19 protein-coding genes are annotated in these 19,283 nt (G+C 31.5%); 5 read left to right on the forward strand and 14 right to left on the reverse strand.

Annotated features, from left to right (window positions below; genetic code table 11):
- Nucleotides 1-51: 51 nt before the first annotated feature.
- Nucleotides 52-444, forward strand: coding sequence for a large-conductance mechanosensitive channel protein MscL (gene mscL, locus GFV00_RS05515; RefSeq protein WP_160541680.1), 393 nt, complete (start codon nucleotides 52-54; stop codon nucleotides 442-444).
- Nucleotides 445-490: 46 nt separating this feature from the next.
- Here the strand turns inward: mscL and GFV00_RS05520 are convergent, their stop codons facing one another.
- Nucleotides 491-1,927 carry an OmpP1/FadL family transporter gene (locus tag GFV00_RS05520; protein WP_160556914.1) on the reverse strand — a complete coding sequence of 479 codons (1,437 nt, stop codon included), beginning with the start codon at nucleotides 1,925-1,927 and terminating at the stop codon, nucleotides 491-493.
- 23 nt (nucleotides 1,928-1,950) lie between these two features.
- Complete coding sequence (locus tag GFV00_RS05525) at nucleotides 1,951-3,321, reverse strand: hypothetical protein (protein WP_160556913.1); 1,371 nt, start codon at nucleotides 3,319-3,321, stop codon at nucleotides 1,951-1,953.
- Between the two features lie 176 nt (nucleotides 3,322-3,497).
- Here GFV00_RS05525 and proS point away from each other — a divergent pair, with 176 nt between their 5' ends.
- Together proS and GFV00_RS05535 are read left to right on the forward strand one after the other, a co-directional pair.
- Nucleotides 3,498-4,970, forward strand: coding sequence for a proline--tRNA ligase (proS, locus tag GFV00_RS05530; protein ID WP_185149987.1), 1,473 nt, complete (start codon nucleotides 3,498-3,500; stop codon nucleotides 4,968-4,970).
- Between the two features lie 164 nt (nucleotides 4,971-5,134).
- On the forward strand, nucleotides 5,135-6,379 hold the full coding sequence (locus GFV00_RS05535) for a 3-deoxy-D-manno-octulosonic acid transferase (protein ID WP_255448779.1): 1,245 nt from the start codon (nucleotides 5,135-5,137) through the stop codon (nucleotides 6,377-6,379).
- A gap of 90 nt (nucleotides 6,380-6,469) precedes the next feature.
- Here GFV00_RS05535 and GFV00_RS05540 read toward each other — a convergent pair whose 3' ends face one another.
- The 3 genes from GFV00_RS05540 to GFV00_RS05550 all read right to left on the reverse strand — a co-directional run bounded on the left by GFV00_RS05540 (nucleotide 6,470) and on the right by GFV00_RS05550 (nucleotide 8,178).
- Nucleotides 6,470-7,171: a 16S rRNA (uracil(1498)-N(3))-methyltransferase gene (locus tag GFV00_RS05540; protein ID WP_160556912.1), complete on the reverse strand. Its 702-nt coding sequence runs from the start codon at nucleotides 7,169-7,171 to the stop codon at nucleotides 6,470-6,472.
- 265 nt (nucleotides 7,172-7,436) lie between these two features.
- Complete coding sequence (locus GFV00_RS05545) at nucleotides 7,437-7,763, reverse strand: DUF59 domain-containing protein (protein ID WP_160556911.1); 327 nt, start codon at nucleotides 7,761-7,763, stop codon at nucleotides 7,437-7,439.
- A gap of 1 nt (nucleotide 7,764) precedes the next feature.
- Nucleotides 7,765-8,178 carry a BrxA/BrxB family bacilliredoxin gene (locus tag GFV00_RS05550; protein ID WP_160541676.1) on the reverse strand — a complete coding sequence of 138 codons (414 nt, stop codon included), beginning with the start codon at nucleotides 8,176-8,178 and terminating at the stop codon, nucleotides 7,765-7,767.
- Between the two features lie 156 nt (nucleotides 8,179-8,334).
- On the opposite strand from GFV00_RS05550, the gene rnpA reads away from it, so the two are divergent.
- Nucleotides 8,335-8,706 carry a ribonuclease P protein component gene (rnpA, locus tag GFV00_RS05555; RefSeq protein WP_160556910.1) on the forward strand — a complete coding sequence of 124 codons (372 nt, stop codon included), beginning with the start codon at nucleotides 8,335-8,337 and terminating at the stop codon, nucleotides 8,704-8,706.
- 236 nt (nucleotides 8,707-8,942) lie between these two features.
- Here rnpA and GFV00_RS05565 read toward each other — a convergent pair whose 3' ends face one another.
- From GFV00_RS05565 to GFV00_RS05600, 8 genes are all read right to left on the reverse strand, one after another.
- A complete protein-coding gene (locus GFV00_RS05565) occupies nucleotides 8,943-9,536 on the reverse strand; it encodes a MarC family protein (protein ID WP_105296814.1) in 594 nt (197 codons plus the stop codon).
- Nucleotides 9,537-9,597: 61 nt separating this feature from the next.
- Entirely contained in the window at nucleotides 9,598-11,424 is a 1,827-nt protein-coding gene (locus tag GFV00_RS05570) for a BatD family protein (RefSeq protein WP_160556909.1), read from the reverse strand.
- On the reverse strand, nucleotides 11,424-12,251 hold the full coding sequence (locus GFV00_RS05575) for a tetratricopeptide repeat protein (protein ID WP_160556908.1): 828 nt from the start codon (nucleotides 12,249-12,251) through the stop codon (nucleotides 11,424-11,426). Before GFV00_RS05575 ends, GFV00_RS05570 begins: the two co-directional genes overlap by 1 nt.
- Nucleotides 12,252-12,270: 19 nt before the next feature.
- On the reverse strand, nucleotides 12,271-13,284 hold the full coding sequence (locus GFV00_RS05580; protein ID WP_160556907.1) for a VWA domain-containing protein: 1,014 nt from the start codon (nucleotides 13,282-13,284) through the stop codon (nucleotides 12,271-12,273).
- Between the two features lie 9 nt (nucleotides 13,285-13,293).
- Nucleotides 13,294-14,295, reverse strand: a complete 1,002-nt coding sequence (locus tag GFV00_RS05585; RefSeq protein WP_160556906.1) for a VWA domain-containing protein — start codon at nucleotides 14,293-14,295, stop codon at nucleotides 13,294-13,296.
- Nucleotides 14,285-15,199: a BatD family protein gene (locus tag GFV00_RS05590; protein WP_160556905.1), complete on the reverse strand. Its 915-nt coding sequence runs from the start codon at nucleotides 15,197-15,199 to the stop codon at nucleotides 14,285-14,287. Before GFV00_RS05590 ends, GFV00_RS05585 begins: the two co-directional genes overlap by 11 nt.
- A gap of 2 nt (nucleotides 15,200-15,201) precedes the next feature.
- Entirely contained in the window at nucleotides 15,202-16,068 is an 867-nt protein-coding gene (locus tag GFV00_RS05595) for a DUF58 domain-containing protein (protein ID WP_160556904.1), read from the reverse strand.
- A gap of 20 nt (nucleotides 16,069-16,088) precedes the next feature.
- Nucleotides 16,089-17,093, reverse strand: coding sequence for a MoxR family ATPase (locus tag GFV00_RS05600; protein ID WP_160556903.1), 1,005 nt, complete (start codon nucleotides 17,091-17,093; stop codon nucleotides 16,089-16,091).
- Nucleotides 17,094-17,293: 200 nt separating this feature from the next.
- Between GFV00_RS05600 and lipA the strand changes: the two genes are divergently transcribed.
- Nucleotides 17,294-18,151: a lipoyl synthase gene (gene lipA, locus GFV00_RS05605; RefSeq protein WP_160556902.1), complete on the forward strand. Its 858-nt coding sequence runs from the start codon at nucleotides 17,294-17,296 to the stop codon at nucleotides 18,149-18,151.
- A gap of 97 nt (nucleotides 18,152-18,248) precedes the next feature.
- On the opposite strand, the gene GFV00_RS05610 is transcribed toward lipA, so the two are convergent.
- On the reverse strand, nucleotides 18,249-19,283 hold the full coding sequence (locus GFV00_RS05610) for a glutaminyl-peptide cyclotransferase (RefSeq protein ID WP_160556901.1): 1,035 nt from the start codon (nucleotides 19,281-19,283) through the stop codon (nucleotides 18,249-18,251).

The following is a 19,283-nucleotide window of genomic DNA, read 5'->3' on the forward strand; positions in this document are numbered from 1 at the left end:
GTTAATTTGAAATTTAATTTATTTTTGCAATTATAATTAAAATTATTATTTATGAGTTTAATAAAAGAATTTAAAGAATTTGCCCTAAGGGGAAATGTGGTTGACATGGCTGTCGGTGTAATAATCGGGGGCGCATTTAACCAGATTATCACGTCTTTAGTTGAAGATATTATCACCCCTCTTGTTCTCACTCCTGCATTAAAGATGGCTGATTTGACCGATTTGGCTAAATTAACCATTCCGGGAACAGCTATTAAATATGGTAACTTTTTATCCACTTGTCTATCATTTTTAATTATTGCTTTTTGTTTATTTATGATGATAAAAGTGATCAATAGGCTTAATAAGAAAGACGAAGAGAAAAAAGAACAAGATAACACACCTAAACCACCTTCTCAAGAAGAATTATTAACTGAAATCAGAGATTTACTCAAAAATAAATAAAAAAAAATCCTAACAAAAGTTAGGATTTTTTATTGTGAATATATTTTTAAAACCTCATACCCAAAGTTAATACAAAATTATTTTGGATATTATTAACTTTTCCTAAATACGGTTTATCTAAACTTATTGCAAGATTGGATCCACCTACCGTATAAAAGTCACCGGAAAGGGTCGTGCGATAATCTGTTTTAATATATTGATATCCCAGGTCCACAAAAAATTGACCAATATCATATCCGGCTCCAAAAGATAATTTATTTTTTTCACCTGCCAAGTAATTTTTCACAAATACAGGATCGCTGTTTGTATCCCATATTCCTGATATAGAGTTACTTTTTACAGGAGAAGAAGCATAAGCGTAACCGGCTCGTAATTTAAGTTCTCTAAACCTATACTCAATACCTGCGCGGTATTCTTGGGAATTTCTTACGTAATCATTAACAAAATTATTATTTAACCTATAGTCAACATCTCCTTTAAATTCCATGTCTTTATTAAAGTAATTAATAAAATCAAAATTAAAGGCCAAGGAATTATCATCATCCACGATATTGGAAGCAAAAGCGCCACTTAATACCAATTTTCCAGGAGATACATTTTTATAATGATCATAATAAACATAATCTTCTACGAATTGTCCTTTATCATCGTATCCATATATCCATCGGTAATCATCCATATCAGACCACCAAATAGGAGAATGATAGGCAGCCCCTAAACGAATCTCAGGTGTAATTTTACCGATTACCCCCACATTTAATCCGAAACCGTTGGCTTCTTGACTATAAGGCGTTAATTGCTCATTGAATTTCATATATTCCCCATCTACTGTGTTTCTATGACCATATTCAGAATTGCGATCAATATTTAAATAATGCCAATCTAATCCAATACCGAAATATAATCTATCCATGTAATTGGTTGCCAAACTGAATTTCATTTTTGATTTATATCCATTGGTATACTGATCATAATTGACCATTTCATAAAGTTGATCTACATTATCTTTATTAGGATATAAATAATTTAATTTGGTATTTCTGGAAAAATTTACGTCGTTATCTACTCTTTGATAAGAAAAGTTTACTCCAACGTTTACTTTAAATATATCTGCTTCATCACCTAAAGCCAATGCAACTCCGGCACCGGGAACATTAAAATTGGTATCGGTATTGGAATTTACTCCGTTGCCCATAGTAGCTTTATTTTTATTCGATAAGATACTCATTGAAATATTCGCTACAGAATTTCTAAAAATACCTAGACCGGCAGGGTTTGTTTCAACGGCACTAAGATCACCTCCTAAAGCTCCCATAGATCCCCCCATACCTATATATCTGGCAGTACCTGTTGTATTATTGGAATTATCACCAAAAATGGTAAAAGCATCGGACACATCATTGGGATAAAATCTATTGGTTTGTGATTTACCTATCAAAACCATGGATGAAAGGATAAAACCGTATAATAACTTCTTTTTCATAATTTGAGTTTTATTATTATATATTATCTTCTACCACCTATAACGCCTCCGCGACCACCACCCAGGGAGCCTCCTCCAAAGCCGCCACGACTGCCACTACTTATGGAACCACCTCCAAAGCCTCGATTACCTCCTCCAATTATAGATCCGCGAGAACTTTCGCGACTGCTTGAACTTGGGGTTTGATAGTTCGGTGAAGATATTCTAGAAGAACCTGATTCGTAATTTCTGGATCCTCCCATAATTCCTGTACTGTTTCTAGATCCTCTTATTGTACCTGAATTGGCTGATTCTCTTCCAGTTCCGGAATTTCCAATTCCCACTTGATTTCTTGATCCTTCCAATGTTCCTACACTATTTCTGAATCCTCTAATTATCCCAGTGGATCTTGATCCTTCTGAATTAGTTATCGTATTATTTCTTGAGCCTCCAATTACAGCCCCGGAATTGTTTCTTGAATTTTCGGGAGTAACAACTGCGGCATTAGCTCTTGAGCCGCCTATAATTGAACCGTTTCTTCCACTTTCATTGTTTCTTGAAATAGTGGATGTAGAACCTCTATTGATTCTTGAATTACTTATCCCATTGCTTCTGCTTCCCGAAATAATGGAGTTTCTACTATTTTGTCTTTGTATGTCTTGTATTTGTCTAGAACGAGACGTTCCGTAAGATCTTGAAATATATGAGTTTCCTCTTGAACTATTCAAATAGGAAGATCTTGATCCGTAATTGGCATAATATCTTGAACAACACCAACCATTATCCCAATAATGGTGATGAGGTCTCCAATAACCCGGATAATTCCAACCCCAGGATGGACCCCAATATGAAGGATAATCCCATCCCCAGCCGGACCATCCCCATCCCCAGCCTACTGAAACACCCCAATTCCATCCATAATAGGGACTCCAATAACTTCTCCATCCCCAATATGGGGCGCCCCAATAATAGGAATAATAAGGACTGTAACCTCCGTAATAATAATTATTAACTACTGTTCCGCCATCATCTCCCCAACCGTCTCTGTTATAATTATTGGAATACGATTGATTGATATCATCACTGTAGCGATTGACAGTATTGGAAGAAGCATCACTATGGTTAGAATCATCATCGTATAATAAATCACTGGCATTAGAAGTAGGGTCAATATATTTTTTACCTATTCTTACTTGACTGTCTGAATATGAATTGGATGAGCTTGTACCCTCATCATATACGTAATCATAAGACTTTTGTTTATTATTTTTTCGAGTCTTATTTGAATAATATACACTATCCTCACCGGCATATGAAGACTGGCCGACATAACATGATGTTAAAAAAACCGACACCCATAAGAGAGCACCAACTTTCATGAAAACTCGTCCTAAATTACAACTGATATTCTTCATGATATTTTTTTAGTAGTTTATATATTTATTATAATTTTGTTCTTGAATCATTTTAAATTCGCAAAAGTCGTACCAATTAAGAAATACCTATTTTGCTGCAATAGTAATGTGACAAAGTATCTTAATAATTATGACAGTTATAATTACAGAAAAGTTTAAAACAGTAGAAAAGCATTATGGCAACACTTACATCAAGAGAAGAAGATTATAGTAAATGGTATAACGAACTGGTAATAAAAGCCGATATGGCTGAAAATTCCGGGGTTAGAGGATGTATGGTTATAAAACCTTATGGATATGCTATTTGGGAAAAAATGCAACGTCAATTAGATCAAATGTTTAAAGATACCGGACATGAAAATGCCTATTTTCCTTTGTTTATTCCCAAATCTTATCTGTCTAAAGAATCGGATCATGTGGAAGGTTTTGCCAAAGAATGTGCTGTGGTTACTCATTATCGATTAAAAAATTCTCCTGACGGAAAGGGAGTGATTGTTGACCCGGATGCCAAATTGGAGGAAGAATTGATTGTTCGACCAACTTCTGAAACCATAATTTGGAATACTTATAAAAATTGGATTAAATCTCATAGGGATTTACCTATTTTAATTAATCAATGGGCTAATGTAGTTCGATGGGAAATGAGAACTCGATTGTTTTTAAGAACTGCTGAATTTTTATGGCAAGAAGGACATACCGCCCATGTATCCAAGGAAGAGGCTATTGAAGAAGCTGAAAAAATGTTAAATGTTTATACCGATTTTGTTGAAAACTTTATGGGTATTCCTGTAATTCAAGGGGTAAAATCTCCTGCGGAAAGATTTGCAGGTGCTGAAGAAACTTATTGTATTGAAGCTATGATGCAAGATGGTAAAGCGTTACAAGCCGGAACTTCTCATTTTTTAGGTCAGAATTTTGCTAAAGCATTTGATGTGAAATATCAATCAAAAGAGGGTAAACAAGAATATGTTTGGGCTACCTCTTGGGGAGTATCTACCCGTCTTATCGGAGCTTTAATCATGTCTCATTCCGATGACCATGGATTAGTACTTCCTCCCAATATAGCTCCAATCCAAGTAGTTATTGTACCTATTCATAGAAATGAAGAACAATTAAATGCAATTTCTGAATTAGCAGATGCACTTATCTCTCAACTTAAAAAGTTGGGAATTAGTGTTAAATTTGATGATAGAACTGAATATAAACCGGGTTGGAAATTTAATGAATATGAGTTAAAAGGCGTACCGGTTCGGGTTACCATTGGCCCTAAGGATCTTGAAAATAAACAAGTTGAAATAGCTCGAAGAGATACTTTAGAAAAGCATCAACATTCTGTAGATGGTTTAGCTGAACATATTCAAGATTTATTGAAAGAAATTCAACAAAATATTTTCAATAAAGCAAAATCACACAGAGATTCTTTAATTACCGAAGTAAATTCTTACGAAGAATTTAAAAAAGTATTGGACGAAAAAGGCGGATTTATTTCTGCTCATTGGGATGGTTCGTTAGAAGTAGAAGAAAAAATAAAAGCTGAAACGAAAGCAACCATTCGTTGCATCCCTTTAAATGCTAAAGAGGAAGAGGGAGTTTGTATATATTCAGGGAATCCTTCCAAAAGAAGAGTCTTATTTGCGAGAGCTTACTAACTTATAGTACTTTTTATCGAACAGATATTTGTACTATTTTCAAATATTAATTTATTTTTCAACTCAAATATGAATAAAAATTGCCTTAATTGAATTAAGGCAATTCTTTTTAAACTAGTGTTTTGAAAAAAGTTAAATTTTTAAATAACAGTAACAGATAAATTTTGAATTCATTTTTATATTCTTTCGGCATTAAACTCATGGGAGCAGGAATGAAGATTGCTTCTTTATTTCATCCTAAAGCAAGACTTTGGGTACAAGGAAGGGCTCATGTCTTCTCGGAAATACAAAATAAAATTTCACCAACGGATCAAGTGATTTGGATGCATGCATCATCTCTTGGTGAATATGAACAAGGACTTCCTGTGTTAACTGCTTTAAAGAAAAAATTTCCAAAACATAAATTTGCTATTAGTTTTTTTTCTCCTTCCGGATATGAAGTGGTTAAAAATAATTGCATAGCCGATCTTATATTTTACATTCCCTTAGATACTCCATCAAATGCCAATCAGTTAATTGAACTCTTACATCCAAACTATGCTATTTTTGTAAAATATGATTTTTGGTATCATATATTGCAAGCACTTGCGGCAAAAAAAATACCTACTTTGTTTATCTCTAGTATTTTTCGTCAGGACCAGATATATTTTAAGCCAAACGGAAAATGGTTTGTATCGATTTTAAAGAAAGTAACTCATTTTTTTGTACAGGATGAAAATTCAAAAAAATTATTGAAATCCATCGGCATTCAACAAGTAACGGTTTCAGGGGATACACGTTTTGACAGAGTTAAAATGTTAAGTAAACAGAATAACCACTTAAGCTGGTTGTCTTTGTTTAAAGGAACTAACACCTTAATTGTTGCAGGAAGTACATGGAAAGAAGATGATACGCTGTTAAAAAACTTTATTAATTCTTCTTTCTTTATGAATTGTAAGATACTTATAGCTCCACATAATATGAATCATGAATATTTTCAGAAATTAAAAGCGGAGTTATTACCTAAAACGGTATTATTTTCAGAATTAAGTCACACCCATCCTGCGGACTATCAAGTACTAATTTTAGATACGGTTGGTATATTGACGAAAGTTTATTCCTATGCCGATATTTCTTATGTGGGAGGTGCATTTGGTAAAGAAGGGGTACACAACGTATTGGAGCCGGCCGTTTTTGCTTCTCCAGTTTTATTCGGACCCATTTATGATAAATTTATCGAAGCCGTAGAATTAATCCAGTGTGGAGGAGCAAAAGTAATTCACAATCAAAATGAATTTAATGAAGAACTCGTTGAATTACTTACAGATACAAATAAAAGATATAGAATGGGTGAAAGAGCTCGCGAATATGTCTTTAGTAAACCTGATTCGGTTCAAATTATTGTTGATTATTTGGTTCACTTACAATAATTGACTTAAAACTTAATTTTATAGGTCATAACATTTTATTTAAAATTATAGTCAATAAAAAATTGATCATATAAATTTTAATGATTCTGTTTATGGTTGGTTGTGAAAAAAATAATAACTGGAAGCAATGAAAATTCCGGCAGTTTCTGTCCTCAAACGATTTGCTCCTAAACTAACCCCTATAGAGCCTAAAGAATAAAGCTCTTCTACTTCTTTTTTAGAAAAATCTCCTTCCGGTCCAACCATCAAGGTTATTTCTTTTTCTCTGTTTAACGTTTCGTTTAAAGTGATCTTCTCATATTCTTTATAACAATGGGTAAGGTATAATTTTGTATTCGAAGATTGTATAAAATCCTTCAAAGGTGTCAATGGATAGAGTTCAGGAAAATTTATTCTCAAAGATTGTTTACAGGCGGTTTCAATTTGTTTCTTGATTTTTTCTGTATTTAAAACCTTCCTCTCTGAATTAGTACATAAAAGTGGGGTAATTTTAGATACTCCTAATTCAACTGCTTTTTCTACAAAAAACTCAAATCTGTCTATATTTTTGGTTGGAGCAATAGCAATATGTAATCCATTTTGTCCTCTATTTGAATGGGGGAAAGTTTCAATTATTTGAACCTTAACTTTCTTTCCTGTTATTAGTAATTGTCCTTTTATTAATGCTCCTTTTCCATTAGTCACATAGACCATATCTCCTTCTTTCATTCGCAACACTTTTACTATATGGTGTTCTTCTTCTTCCCTTAGTTGTACTTCATTCGGATGTATCTCTCCTATAAATAATCTCATAAGATCAATCTTATATTTAACAAATGTAATTATTTACCGGTGAATTGAGATGATAGTATTTATTGAATTTAAGTTGTATAAATCTTTTAACCATTTGCTTCAATTTCAACATAATCTCAAATTTCACTTTCTATTATCACTTAAATTTATTCAATTCCACTACTTTTTTAAATTTAGGAAAAAAGGACAGATTAATATAATTAAATCTGTCCTTTACTATCATTTACTTACTATAGTTTAGTTACTTAGCTTTTGTCTTATGATGCTATAAAAGTCCTAAATTAAATTTAGCTTCTTCGCTCATCATATCTTTATCCCAAGTTGGTTCGAAAGTAATTTTTACATTTACTTCTTTTACTTCATCTATAGCACCGATTTTTTCTTCTACTTCCATGGGTAATGTTTCTGCCACGGGACAATTAGGGGTTGTCAAGGTCATCAATATTTCCACGTCTCCATCTGTACTAATCTGTATATCATAAATTAATCCTAGTTCATAAACATCCACGGGAATTTCAGGATCGTAAACCGTTTTTAATTTTTCAACGATTTTTTCGGAAAGGGATTGTATTTGTTCTTCGTTTAAAGACATGTTAGCAAAATTCAGCGTATGCTTGTTTTAAATTTTCAGCAATTATTTCAGGAGAATGACCTTCAATATGATGTCTTTCTAGAAAATGAACCAATTCTCCATCTTTAAAAAGTGCTATGGACGGAGATGAAGGTGGAAAAGGGGCAAGATGTTCTCTAGCGGTTTTAACTGCATCCACATCAAATCCTGCAAATGAAGTTGTTAAATGATCCGGTTTTTTTCCTTCGCCTTCTACAGATAATATTACTCCGGGACGAGCTCCTCCGGCAGCACATCCACAAACGGAATTAATTATTAATAATGTTGTACCGGGTCTTTTTAATGCTTCTTCTACTTTTTCTGATGTATTTAAATCTTCAAAACCTTTATTTGTTAATTGCGCTTTCATTGGCGCAACCATTTCTTCTGGATACATATTTTATATTAGTTTTTATTGTTATACAAAATTAATTAATGTTTATGATTATTACAAATGCCCTATCTTTGACAAAACATTTCTTGAAATTTTATGTAATCAAAAGTCTCAATAATATCATCTTTGGGAATGGTATTGTGATGAAATGCATATTATATGAACCAAAAGTATACGAAAGAAGAACATTTAAAAGGATATAAGCTTATTAAATATTTGTTTGAAAAAGGAACATGGAATAAAAAATATCCTTTAGCTATGGTTTATTGTCCTTCTCCTGAATTTTTGGAAACCCATAAGGTTGGAGTGTCCGTTTCTAAAAAAATTTTTAAACATGCAGTGGATAGAAATCGGGTAAAAAGACTTTTGCGTGAATGTTTCCGCTTGCATAAAAATGAGCTAAACAACACTTTTACAAAATCTCATTTACTAATGATTGTCTATAATGGTAAAGACAAAAAAATACCTGCCTATAAAGAATTGGAGAGTTGTTATTTGAAATTGCTTGAAAAAATTAAATTTTCAGATTAATTTATTTGGTTTGAGATAATTTTTTTAGTCCTTTTATTATGAATACTATTAAAATGCCTACAATAGCAAATAAAATTGAATAAAAATATTTATCGTTTGGATCGGTAGTTATCCCGTAACTATAATTAATTCGCGTTGCATTAAAAATTATTAAGAGGACAAAAGCTAAAAGAGTAAGATTTAAAAAATATTTCATCTTTATATTTTTACAAATATACAAAATGAGATCTTATTTTTTAAGGAGATACTTTTTCTAACAAAGAAGTTATGTTTGCAGTAAATAACTTAATGGAAATAGCTAATAAGATAATACCGAAAACTTTTTTCATAATTGAAATTACTCCTTGTCCTAAAATTTGTTCTAATTTACCCGAATATCTTAATACTAAATATACGACTACCATATTAAGAAGTATGGCTATGATAATATTTTCCGTATGATATTCTGCTTTTAAAGCCAATACGGCGGTTAAAGCTCCTGCTCCTGCTATTAAAGGAAATGCTAAAGGAATTATGGAAGCTGAATGCGGCTCATCGATTTTATTAATTTCAATGCCCAAAATCATTTCCAGTGCAATAACAAATAAAACTAAAGCACCTGCTACAGCAAATGAATATACATCAATTCCTATAAGCTTTAGTAATTTATCTCCAACGAACAAAAAGGATATCATGATTGCACATGCAACCAATGTTGTTTTTTTAGCCTGAAGATAACCAACTTTACTTTTTATGCTTACTATTACGGGAACACTGCCAAAAATATCTATAATGGCAAATAAAACCATAAAACAACTTGCTATTTCCTGGATAGAAAAATGTAAAGGCATAGTAAAATTATATTTTTAAAGAATTTTGTTAATTAAATTACCTAAAAAGTTTTTAGGCGCTCTATTTTTTTATATTTAATTTCTTAATTAAGTCTTTAGCTTTTGTATACACAGATTCTAGGGATTCTTGTTCTGTTACACTTGAATATCGTTCAATTTGAGATTGAATAACCATATTTTTCCATTCTTCTGAAATTTCATCTCCTAATCTTTGAGCTAATTCATCTTCTAAGTCTGAAGTAGAAACAAAACTATCTTTTTCTAAATTTAAAAATTGTTTTGCTGCTTCTATCAAAGTCTTTTCTAAAAGAATGTAAAATTCTTTTTTATCTGTTCCTTCTTGTGCTAAATGATTTAATTGTGATAATTCATTTTTAAAATCATTAGTAATGTTAGAGCTTGTATAAGGTAAATTACGTGATGTAAATTTTTTTTCTTTATTTAATGAATCAAACGATTGTTCTTCTTCTTGTTTTTTTAGCTTATTTTTTTTATTTCTTTTTATTATTAATATACAAATTACCAGAATAACTATAATTGATATAACTCCTGTAAATAATATAATTATCAATATTTTTCCTAAGCTGTTATGGTCTCTTTTCAACACTTCAGTGACCTTATTTTTAATAGCAGATTTGGGATCATATTGGTCGACATCACTAGTGTCCTTTTTGATAACCGTACCGGTTTTTTCATCATTTTTTGCTAAAGTATTAGCTGATACTTTAATAGGAATTGGCTGTACTATTAAACTTTTATATTTCTCATCTATGGGATCAAAATAGCTAATTGATTCTACATTTATATTATAAGTACCCTCTTTTTGAGGAACTAATATGGTAGACGTATTTAATTTTCCTTTTATGCCTTGTACGGTTGCCTCTGAATCAAATTTACTTTTAGGGGTATATTGTTCTATATCATCAGATATTAGAAGTCCGGGAGATTTAAGAAGCGTAAGATTTCCCTTACCATTTATTTCTACATTTACAGTTACAGCTTCTTCTGCTTGTAATTCTTTTTTGTTTGCTGAAGCCCTAATAGTAAATTGACCTACCAGCCCATGAAAATCTTCTGGAGCATTATCAGGAAGTCTCTTAACTTGTAATGTAACCGGTGCCGATTTTATATTTAAGTCGTGTTCATCAAAAAATCCATCCGGAATTGTTAATGTTAAGGTAAACGGATTTATGACAAGGGTTCCCGATTGAGTTGGAAACATAACATAAGTCCCTATAACTCTTGAAAAATAGGATTCTCCATTAATTATTTCTTGTTCGTAGGTATTGCTTCTTTCTTTTACCGGCTGTACAAATACCCCCTGCCAATCCGGAGAAACCAGATTGGTCATACTATTGAGTAATTCAATCCTTCGAGTATAAAATTTTAAATTAGCAACTACCCCTTCATTTTGATACGGATTCTTTTCTGATACTTTAAATTTAAGAAATACTTCACCCAATTTTGAATTAAAAGCTGTGTCATCTTCACTTCCACTAGGATTTCCTGACACAGTTATTACGGTGGGCTTGGTCTCATATTTCCTATTATTAACAGTTATTTGAGCGGCATCTATACGGATATTCCCCTTTTTAACAGCTCTTAATATAATTTCAATTCCATATTCGAAAACACTATTCCCTTCATCATCAAAGCCTTGGTTCTGAATTACCTGCCTGCCAATTACCTGCGTATTTGAAAAAGAAGGTAATTTTAAACGCCCCATATTTTTAATTTCTTCATTTTTTATGGAAAGTAAAAATTGTAAGCGTACAGGTTCGTTGACTCCTACCTCATTTTTTTGGGGTATGAGTTGAAATGAAACCTGAGCTTTTGCCCAAATTCCGCTTAAAAAGATAAGTAAAAAGAGTATTACATATTTCTTCATCACCAATCTTTGTTACTTTGTCCTTGATTTGAATTAGCTCTTTTATTAATAATCTTTTGATGCGCTCTTTTTTCTTGTTCTTCCATTGCTCCTAAAATATTTTCATAATGTTGATTAGAGGCATCTGACAGATTAGCATTATTTGTATCTGCTTGTGATTTCTGATTATTTATTGAATTTTTTTCATTTTTATTGAGCTGTGTTTCTTTATTATTTAAAGAATTATCTTTATCTTTTTTATCGGTTAAATTATCTGTTTTATCTTCTTTAGCATTGGATGAATTCTGATGATCTTTTCCATTTTGCTGAGAATTATCCTTTTTATCTTCTTTATCTCCTTGGTTCTTATCTTGATCTTTGGAATTTTGCTCTTCTTGTTCTTGTTGAGCTTCTTTTACTTTTTGTTTTGACATCGTATAATTATACCTCGCCTTATCATCTTTCGGATTTAATTTCAAAGCATTTTTATAAGCTTCAGCTGCTTTTTCATATTCTCCTTTTTGAAAATAGCTGTTTCCCATATTGAATAAAGCATTGGCTTTTTCCGATTGATTTGCTGCCAATTGGAGTGATTTTTCATATTGAATCAATGCGTCATCATATTTTTTTAGTTTATACATGGCATTTCCTAAATTGTAATTAGATCTATATGAATCTTCTCCGTCTTGTATCGAATATAAATAATTAGCTGCTGCATCCTTATAAGATTCAGCCAAATATTTATTATTACCCGCTAATAAATGCTTTCTTGATGCTTTAGTCTGAGCTTGAAAAATATTAATTAGTGAAATAAAAATTATAACTAAATATTTATTTTTTAAATACATTTTAACAAAGATACTAAGATTAAATCATAAAATCTCTCCTATAATTTGTTAAAGAAACAATAAAAATAACTAAAAATGCGGCTCCTATAAAATAATGAAAATACTGTTTTGTGTCGTAATTAATACTTACGGATTGGTTAGTTTTGTCTAAGGTAGACATGGATTTAAATAACTTAGTAACAACATCTTTTGTATTATGACCGCCATAGAAATATTTACCTCCGGTTCCTGCTGCCAATTGTTTTAATGTACTTTCTTGCAATTTCGTTAATACAATATCCCCATTATCATCTTTTTTGTATTCTGAATATTTACCTTCATAAAATAAAGGAATGGGGGCTCCTTGAGTTGTACCTACCCCTACGGAAAATATAGATATTTTATTTTTCTTTGCCGTATTTATTGCCCGTTTAACGTCTCCTTCGTGGGCTTCTCCATCAGATATTATAAAAATTACTTTGGATGTATTGGAGGTTTGAGATAAAAGAGTAGAAGCTTTTAAAACGGCATCTGCTATATTTGTTCCCTGGGTTGTAATAAGATTAGTATCTATACCATTTAAGTAGAGCTGAGCAACGCTATAATCACTGGATAAAGGCATAATGGGATAGGAATTTCCTGCAAATGCTACTATTCCTACTCGATCCCCACCTAGTTTAGATAAAAAATCACAAACAATTTTTTTGGCTTTTTCCAATCTTGAAGGAGCTATATCTTCTGCATTCATGGATTTTGAAACATCTATTACAAAAACCAAATCAATTCCTTCACTCTTTACTTCTTTTTTCTCTGTTCCTCCTAAAAAGTTAGCTAATCCTAAAATCATCAGGATATAGGCTATAATTATTCCTATATTACTTAAAATAAATTTTGAATAATTTTCCTTTCCAAAAATCATTTTTTGAAAACTTGGTTCAGCAAATTGATTTATTTTGGACTTTTTCCATTTTATGAGATATAGTAATCTCCATAATAGAAAGGGTATGAATAACAATAAATAAAAATATGATATTTTCTCAAACTGCCAATTCATAATATCTTTTTAATTTATACTTCTAACTACAAAGCCTCTTAAGAATAATTCTAGTAACAAAAGTATTAATGCAGGAAATAGAAATATTCTATATTTCTCTTTATAATTATAATATTTTAAATCATTTATATCTGATTTTTCTAATTTATTTATTCTATTGTAAATATTTTGAAGACTTTCCGAGTCAGTAGCTCTAAAATAGGCTCCGCCTGTTTTTTGGGCTATTTTCTTTAATAAATCTTCATCAATTTCCACTTTTTGTTTTTCAAAATAAATTTTTCCGGTAAAGCGGTCTATTTGAGTAGGAAATAATGCGTAGCCATTAGTACCGATACCTATGGTATAGACTTTAATTCCTTCAGCAGCTGCAATATCTGCTGCAACAATTGGCTCTACATATCCGTCATTATTTACTCCGTCTGTCATTAAAATAACTACTTTACTTTTTGCCTTACTTTTTTTAAGATGATTGACAGCTGTAGCTAAGCCCACCCCTATAGCCGTTCCTCCTTCCAATGTCTGCGTTCTTAGATTTTCAATTTGTTGAATAAGAATTTTTCTGTCTACCGTAAGAGGAACCATAGTAAGTGCTTCCCCGGAATAAGCAATTAACCCGATTCGGTCAACATATCTTTCTAATGCAAATTTCTGCGCGACTTTTTTAAGTGCTGATAATCTATCCGGATTCAAATCCTTTGCTAACATACTTAAAGAAACATCTACAGTCAGCATGATATCTATCCCCTTATCGCTCTGGTAAACTTGCGAGGTGCCTATAACTTTAGGTCTTGCCATGGCAAATATTAAGAGCGCTAGGATAAGCAAACGTATCCAAAATAATAAAGGCCTTAAATATGTTTTATAATTTTTTTCAGATTTAAAAGCAGAGACATTCGGTATCGATACGGCCTTTGTCTTAGCTTTCGTTCTAAATTTTAAATATATAAAAATGGGTATTACCAGTAAAAGAAGCAACATCCAAGGATAACCAAACAGTATATTATGATTCATCTTGCAGCTTTATTTTAGGTGAATCTGTTTTAGTAAGATTTATGAAATTAATTGCCTTTTCCATATGTAATTTCGCTTCTTCCGGAGTTGGTTTATATTTCGCAAACTTTGCCAAGTCTGAAGTTTTGAAAATACCGCTCAGATTTTCAATTTCATTTTCATCTATCAATTTTTCTTTTTTTAAATACTCCAACAAATCATCAGATAAAAGTTTGGTTGCCGGAAAATTCCAACGAGCTTCCATATATTCTTTTATTATGGATGTTAATTCTGAATAATATTTTTTATATAAATCCTTAGCTATATAATTAGATTTCTTGAGCTTTTTCAATCTTTTAATGGCTAATACATCCGGTTCGCTTTTATAGGTTTCCGATTTTTTCTTTTTTCTTCTTATAAAATAGATGATTACACAAACTAGGATTACAAGTAATATTAGTACATACCCTAGATAAGGCTGTATATAATCCCATACATTTTTAGGAATCTGTACAATACTATTAATATCGAATAAAGGAGTTTTTACGCTATCCGTAACAACAGGAGCTACCGTGACTTTATAGGAAGGAGTAAAATATTCTTTTGAATTGACTAAAATTCTTTGAGGCGGAACCGAAAAAGTTCCTTCTTCATAAGCTGAAAAAATTATACTGTCATTTATAAAAATAGAATTGTTTTTACTTAACGTATCTTTTTTTTGTCTTAAAACTTCAAATTTTTCACTGAGTGTATCTGTAATCGTTGGAAAAATTATGGTATCCTTTTGACCGGTTTTAACTGTTATTTTTAAAACAATAGGTTCTCCAAATTTTATATAATCTGTAGAAATTTTGGAAACAGGGATTTGTGCATGAATAAGTATTGCTGCTATAAAAAAATATACTATGAAAATTTTAAACTTCACAATTAATGATGTCCTCTAAAATAATTAAACAATATTTTTATATAATCACCTTCGGAAGGAATATTTACAAAACCGGCACCATTTTTAATAAATGCATTTTCTGTTGTAGTAGTTAATCGCTGATAATATGCTGAATATTTATCTCGAACAGTTTTTGAAGAAGTATCTACCCATTGCAATTTTCCTGTCTCTAAATCTTCAAGATAAATTAAGCCCATATCGGGAAATATTTTCTCCCAACGATCGTAAACTCGAATCCCTGTAATATCATGCTTTTTAGTCAATATCCGTAAATTTCTTTCAAAATAGGTGACATCAAAATCAGATATAAGAAAAATGGTAGATTTTCTTTTTATAGTTTTTATAATAAAATCAAAAACTACCGATAAATCTGTTTTAGTATGTTTAGGCTCTGCTTCTAAAATCGTTTTTATGATTCTTACAATATGAGCATTTCCTTTTTTGGGAGCAATAAAATAATCAATTTTATCCGAAAATAAAACCAACCCTACCTTATCATTATTTTTAATGGCAGAAAGAGCAAGAGTTGCTCCTATTTCAGCAACCAATTCTTTTTTTAATTGTTTTTTGGTTCCAAAATTCATCGAGGCGCTAATATCTATTAAAATCATAGATACCATTTCTCTTTCCTCTTCAAATATTTTTACAAAAGGTTCATTAAAACGGGCTGTTTTATTCCAATCAATTTTTCTGACATCATCACCAAATTGGTATTGACGAACTTCTGAAAATGTCATTCCTATGCCCTTAAAAGAACTGTGATATTCTCCTAAGAATATTGAATTAATTCTTCTTTTAGACTTTAGCTCAATAAGCCTTACCTTTTTTAGAAGTTCTTCTGTCGTCAATTTTTTTGTTTTTTATAATACTATGGAGCTTTTACTGAATTGAGAATTTGATCAATAATATCCTCGGAAGTTATATTTTCTGCTTCTGCCTCATAGGTTATTCCGACGCGATGACGAAGGACATCTTTGGCAACGGATTTAACATCTTCTGGTACTACAAATCCTCTTTGGTTTAGAAAAGCATTTGCTTTTGCCGCCAATGCCATACTTATGCTGCCTCTAGGGGAAGAGCCGAAAAGTATGTAAGGTTTAAGATTTGGCATATTATATTTTTCAGGATAACGGGTAGCAAATATCACATTTAGGATATAACTTTCAATCTTTTCATCCATGTAAATTTCTTTCACCAACTCCCTCGCCTCAAATATTTTTTCTAAAGTGATAATTTTCTTAACCTCATGTTTTTCTCCTGAAATATTTTGTCTAAGGATTGTTCTTTCTTGTTCAAAATCAGGATAAGAAACAACGCATTTTAACATAAATCTATCGACTTGAGCTTCAGGGAGTGGATAAGTACCTTCTTGATCGATAGGGTTTTGTGTTGCCAAAACCAAGAAAGGTTCTTTCAATTTAAATGTTTCATCTCCAATGGTTACCTGTTTTTCTTGCATGGCTTCCAACAGAGCTGATTGAACCTTAGCCGGAGAACGATTAATTTCATCTGCCAAAATAAAGTTAGCAAAGATAGGCCCCTTTTTAATAGAAAAATCGTTTTCTTTCATATTATAAATTAAGGTTCCTAAAACATCCGCAGGTAATAAATCAGGCGTAAATTGAATTCGAGAAAACTCTCCATCAAGAGCCTCTGCAAGTGTTTTTATTGCCAAAGTCTTTGCTAATCCGGGAACACCTTCCAATAAAACATGACCGTTACTTAATAAACCAATTAACAGGCGGTTAATCATGTATTTTTGACCAACGATCACCTGATTTATTTCTTTACTTAGCAAACTAAAATCTTTGCTTTTTTCCCGTACTTTTTCAATAATAATTTTTATATCTTCGGAAGTCGATGTATACTCCATGCTTTCTAAAAATTAGCTAGCTGCAAAGTTCACTATTTTATTCTAATTGTTCTGCTAATAAATCGTTAAAATTTATATTAAAACTCCTAATTTTATATATTTATAGCAGTATAATTATATAATTATATTTTTTTTATATTTATAGCTTAAATAATTATCCGTAATAAAGTTACTAACTTTGTACGATATAAATTTGTTTTATGGACTCGTCAACAATAACAAAACCTAAATGGATTCGGGTTAAGCTGCCTTCCGGTAAGAATTATAAAGAACTTAGGGGAATTGTAGATAAATATAAGCTTAATACGATTTGCCAAAGTGGAAGCTGTCCAAACATGGGAGAATGTTGGGGTGAAGGCACGGCGACATTTATGATTTTGGGTAATATCTGTACCAGAAGTTGTGGGTTTTGCGGTGTTAAAACAGGGCGACCTTCCGAAATTGATTGGGAGGAACCCGAAAAAGTTGCGCGTTCAATTAAATTAATGAAAATTAAACATGCGGTATTAACTTCCGTTGACCGTGATGATCTTAAAGACATGGGATCTATTATTTGGGCAGAAACCGTAAAAGCGGTACGCAGAATTAGTCCCGGCACAACCATGGAAACTTTAATTCCTGATTTCCAGGGAATTCACAGGCATATAAATAGAATTCTGGAAGCTGCCCCTGAAGTCATATCTCATAATATGGAAACGGTTAGGAGATTAACCCGTGAAGTACGTATACAAGCAAAATATGATCGAAGTTTGGAAGTTCTCCGATATATGAAAGAACAAGGGCAACGAAGAACAAAAACAGGAATTATGCTAGGTCTTGGAGAAAAGCCTTCTGAAGTTTATGAATCTATTAGAGAAATACATGACGCCCGAGTTGATGTAATCACGATCGGTCAATATTTACAACCTAGTAAAAAGCATCTTCCTGTAAAGGAATTTATTTCGTTGGAACAGTTTAAAGATTATGAAGATTACGCTAAAAGTTTAGGAAATTTCAGACATATTGAAAGCAGTCCACTAGTTCGTTCATCTTATCATGCTGAAAAACATGTAAATTAAACAACCCCTTAAGATAATGTATATAGAGTATGAAATGATGTGTTTTTCTAAAATTATATTTCAGCTATAATCACGATCCACTAAAAAATCATTTCACTTACTTCGTAAATTCAACTTTGTAAATTTTAGACCATAGTTTTCCGGTAATTAAGAAAGTATCACCATCAACATAGGCAATCCCATTCAAAACAGCCTCCTCATTGGTTTGGTTCATTTTAACTAAATCCGAAAAATCTGCTTTAGCAACCACAATTCCTGTACTAGGATCAATTTTTAAAATGATCGGTTCATCAAAAACATTGGCATAAATAAATCCGTTAGCGTATTCCAATTCATTAATCCTAGAATAAATATTTTCATAACCAATTACTGAAATACTCTTTTTTAAATTAAAATCTTTATCATAAAATTTTAATTCTGAAGATCCATCAGAAACAACCATTTCATCTCCTATGGTTGTTGCTCCCCAACCTTCATATAAAGTCCCCGGATAGTTGAATTCTTTTAAAAGTTTAAAATCTGATGCATTATAAATGAATCCTTTTTTCTCCCTCCAAGTAAGTAAATATAATTTCTCATTTAGCAAAGCAAACCCTTCTGCAAAAAATTTAGGGTCTATTTTAACGCTTTGAGAGTAAGAAGTTGAGCCTAATTTATATTTAACTAATAATGATTTTCCATAGAGTCCTGAACTTTCCGTAATCCATCCGTCTTTATAGATAAATCCTTGTGTAAATAATTCCGGATTGTGTGGAAATTCTTGGATCAATTTATAATGTAGATCCTTTTCTTTTTCGTTTGGAAACACGGTAAAAGTTGCATCAATTTCTTTTTTATATTTTCCGTTATAATTGATCGTGAGTACTATATAATTTGTACCCAACTTAGCATTGGATTCATTTAAAGTAATATTTTTTTTATCGTATGTTTGATTATTCAACTTAATACTATACGAATCAATAATTCCATCTTGTGTATTAAATTCTAAAGGTAATTTATCTCCTATGTGTAAGGGTTTATCATCTAATTTATCGAAATTGGTACTAATACTTATATTCTTAGGATCTTTACAACCCACTATACTTATAACAATCAGCAAACATAGTATTAATTTTGTTATTAGATTTTTCAT

Origin of the sequence: Apibacter sp. B3935, from assembly GCF_009827705.1 — a bacterium.
Classification (GTDB): domain Bacteria; phylum Bacteroidota; class Bacteroidia; order Flavobacteriales; family Weeksellaceae; genus Apibacter.

What these genes read in the sequence shown, in the direction of transcription:
- GFV00_RS05570 (WP_160556909.1), bottom strand. Translation starts at nt 11,424, where the DNA reads ATGAAGAAATATGTAATACTCTTTTTACTTATCTTTTTAAGCGGAATT.
- GFV00_RS05550 (WP_160541676.1), bottom strand. Translation starts at nt 8,178, where the DNA reads ATGTATCCAGAAGAAATGGTTGCGCCAATGAAAGCGCAATTAACAAAT.
- GFV00_RS05585 (WP_160556906.1), bottom strand. Translation starts at nt 14,295, where the DNA reads ATGAATCATAATATACTGTTTGGTTATCCTTGGATGTTGCTTCTTTTA.
- GFV00_RS05575 (WP_160556908.1), bottom strand. Translation starts at nt 12,251, where the DNA reads ATGTATTTAAAAAATAAATATTTAGTTATAATTTTTATTTCACTAATT.
- lipA (WP_160556902.1), top strand. Translation starts at nt 17,294, where the DNA reads ATGGACTCGTCAACAATAACAAAACCTAAATGGATTCGGGTTAAGCTG.
- GFV00_RS05565 (WP_105296814.1), bottom strand. Translation starts at nt 9,536, where the DNA reads ATGCCTTTACATTTTTCTATCCAGGAAATAGCAAGTTGTTTTATGGTT.
- proS (WP_185149987.1), top strand. Translation starts at nt 3,498, where the DNA reads ATGGCAACACTTACATCAAGAGAAGAAGATTATAGTAAATGGTATAAC.
- rnpA (WP_160556910.1), top strand. Translation starts at nt 8,335, where the DNA reads ATGAACCAAAAGTATACGAAAGAAGAACATTTAAAAGGATATAAGCTT.
- GFV00_RS05580 (WP_160556907.1), bottom strand. Translation starts at nt 13,284, where the DNA reads ATGAATTGGCAGTTTGAGAAAATATCATATTTTTATTTATTGTTATTC.
- GFV00_RS05610 (WP_160556901.1), bottom strand. Translation starts at nt 19,283, where the DNA reads ATGAAAAATCTAATAACAAAATTAATACTATGTTTGCTGATTGTTATA.
- GFV00_RS05545 (WP_160556911.1), bottom strand. Translation starts at nt 7,763, where the DNA reads ATGTCTTTAAACGAAGAACAAATACAATCCCTTTCCGAAAAAATCGTT.
- GFV00_RS05525 (WP_160556913.1), bottom strand. Translation starts at nt 3,321, where the DNA reads ATGAAGAATATCAGTTGTAATTTAGGACGAGTTTTCATGAAAGTTGGT.
- GFV00_RS05520 (WP_160556914.1), bottom strand. Translation starts at nt 1,927, where the DNA reads ATGAAAAAGAAGTTATTATACGGTTTTATCCTTTCATCCATGGTTTTG.
- mscL (WP_160541680.1), top strand. Translation starts at nt 52, where the DNA reads ATGAGTTTAATAAAAGAATTTAAAGAATTTGCCCTAAGGGGAAATGTG.
- GFV00_RS05600 (WP_160556903.1), bottom strand. Translation starts at nt 17,093, where the DNA reads ATGGAGTATACATCGACTTCCGAAGATATAAAAATTATTATTGAAAAA.
- GFV00_RS05540 (WP_160556912.1), bottom strand. Translation starts at nt 7,171, where the DNA reads ATGAGATTATTTATAGGAGAGATACATCCGAATGAAGTACAACTAAGG.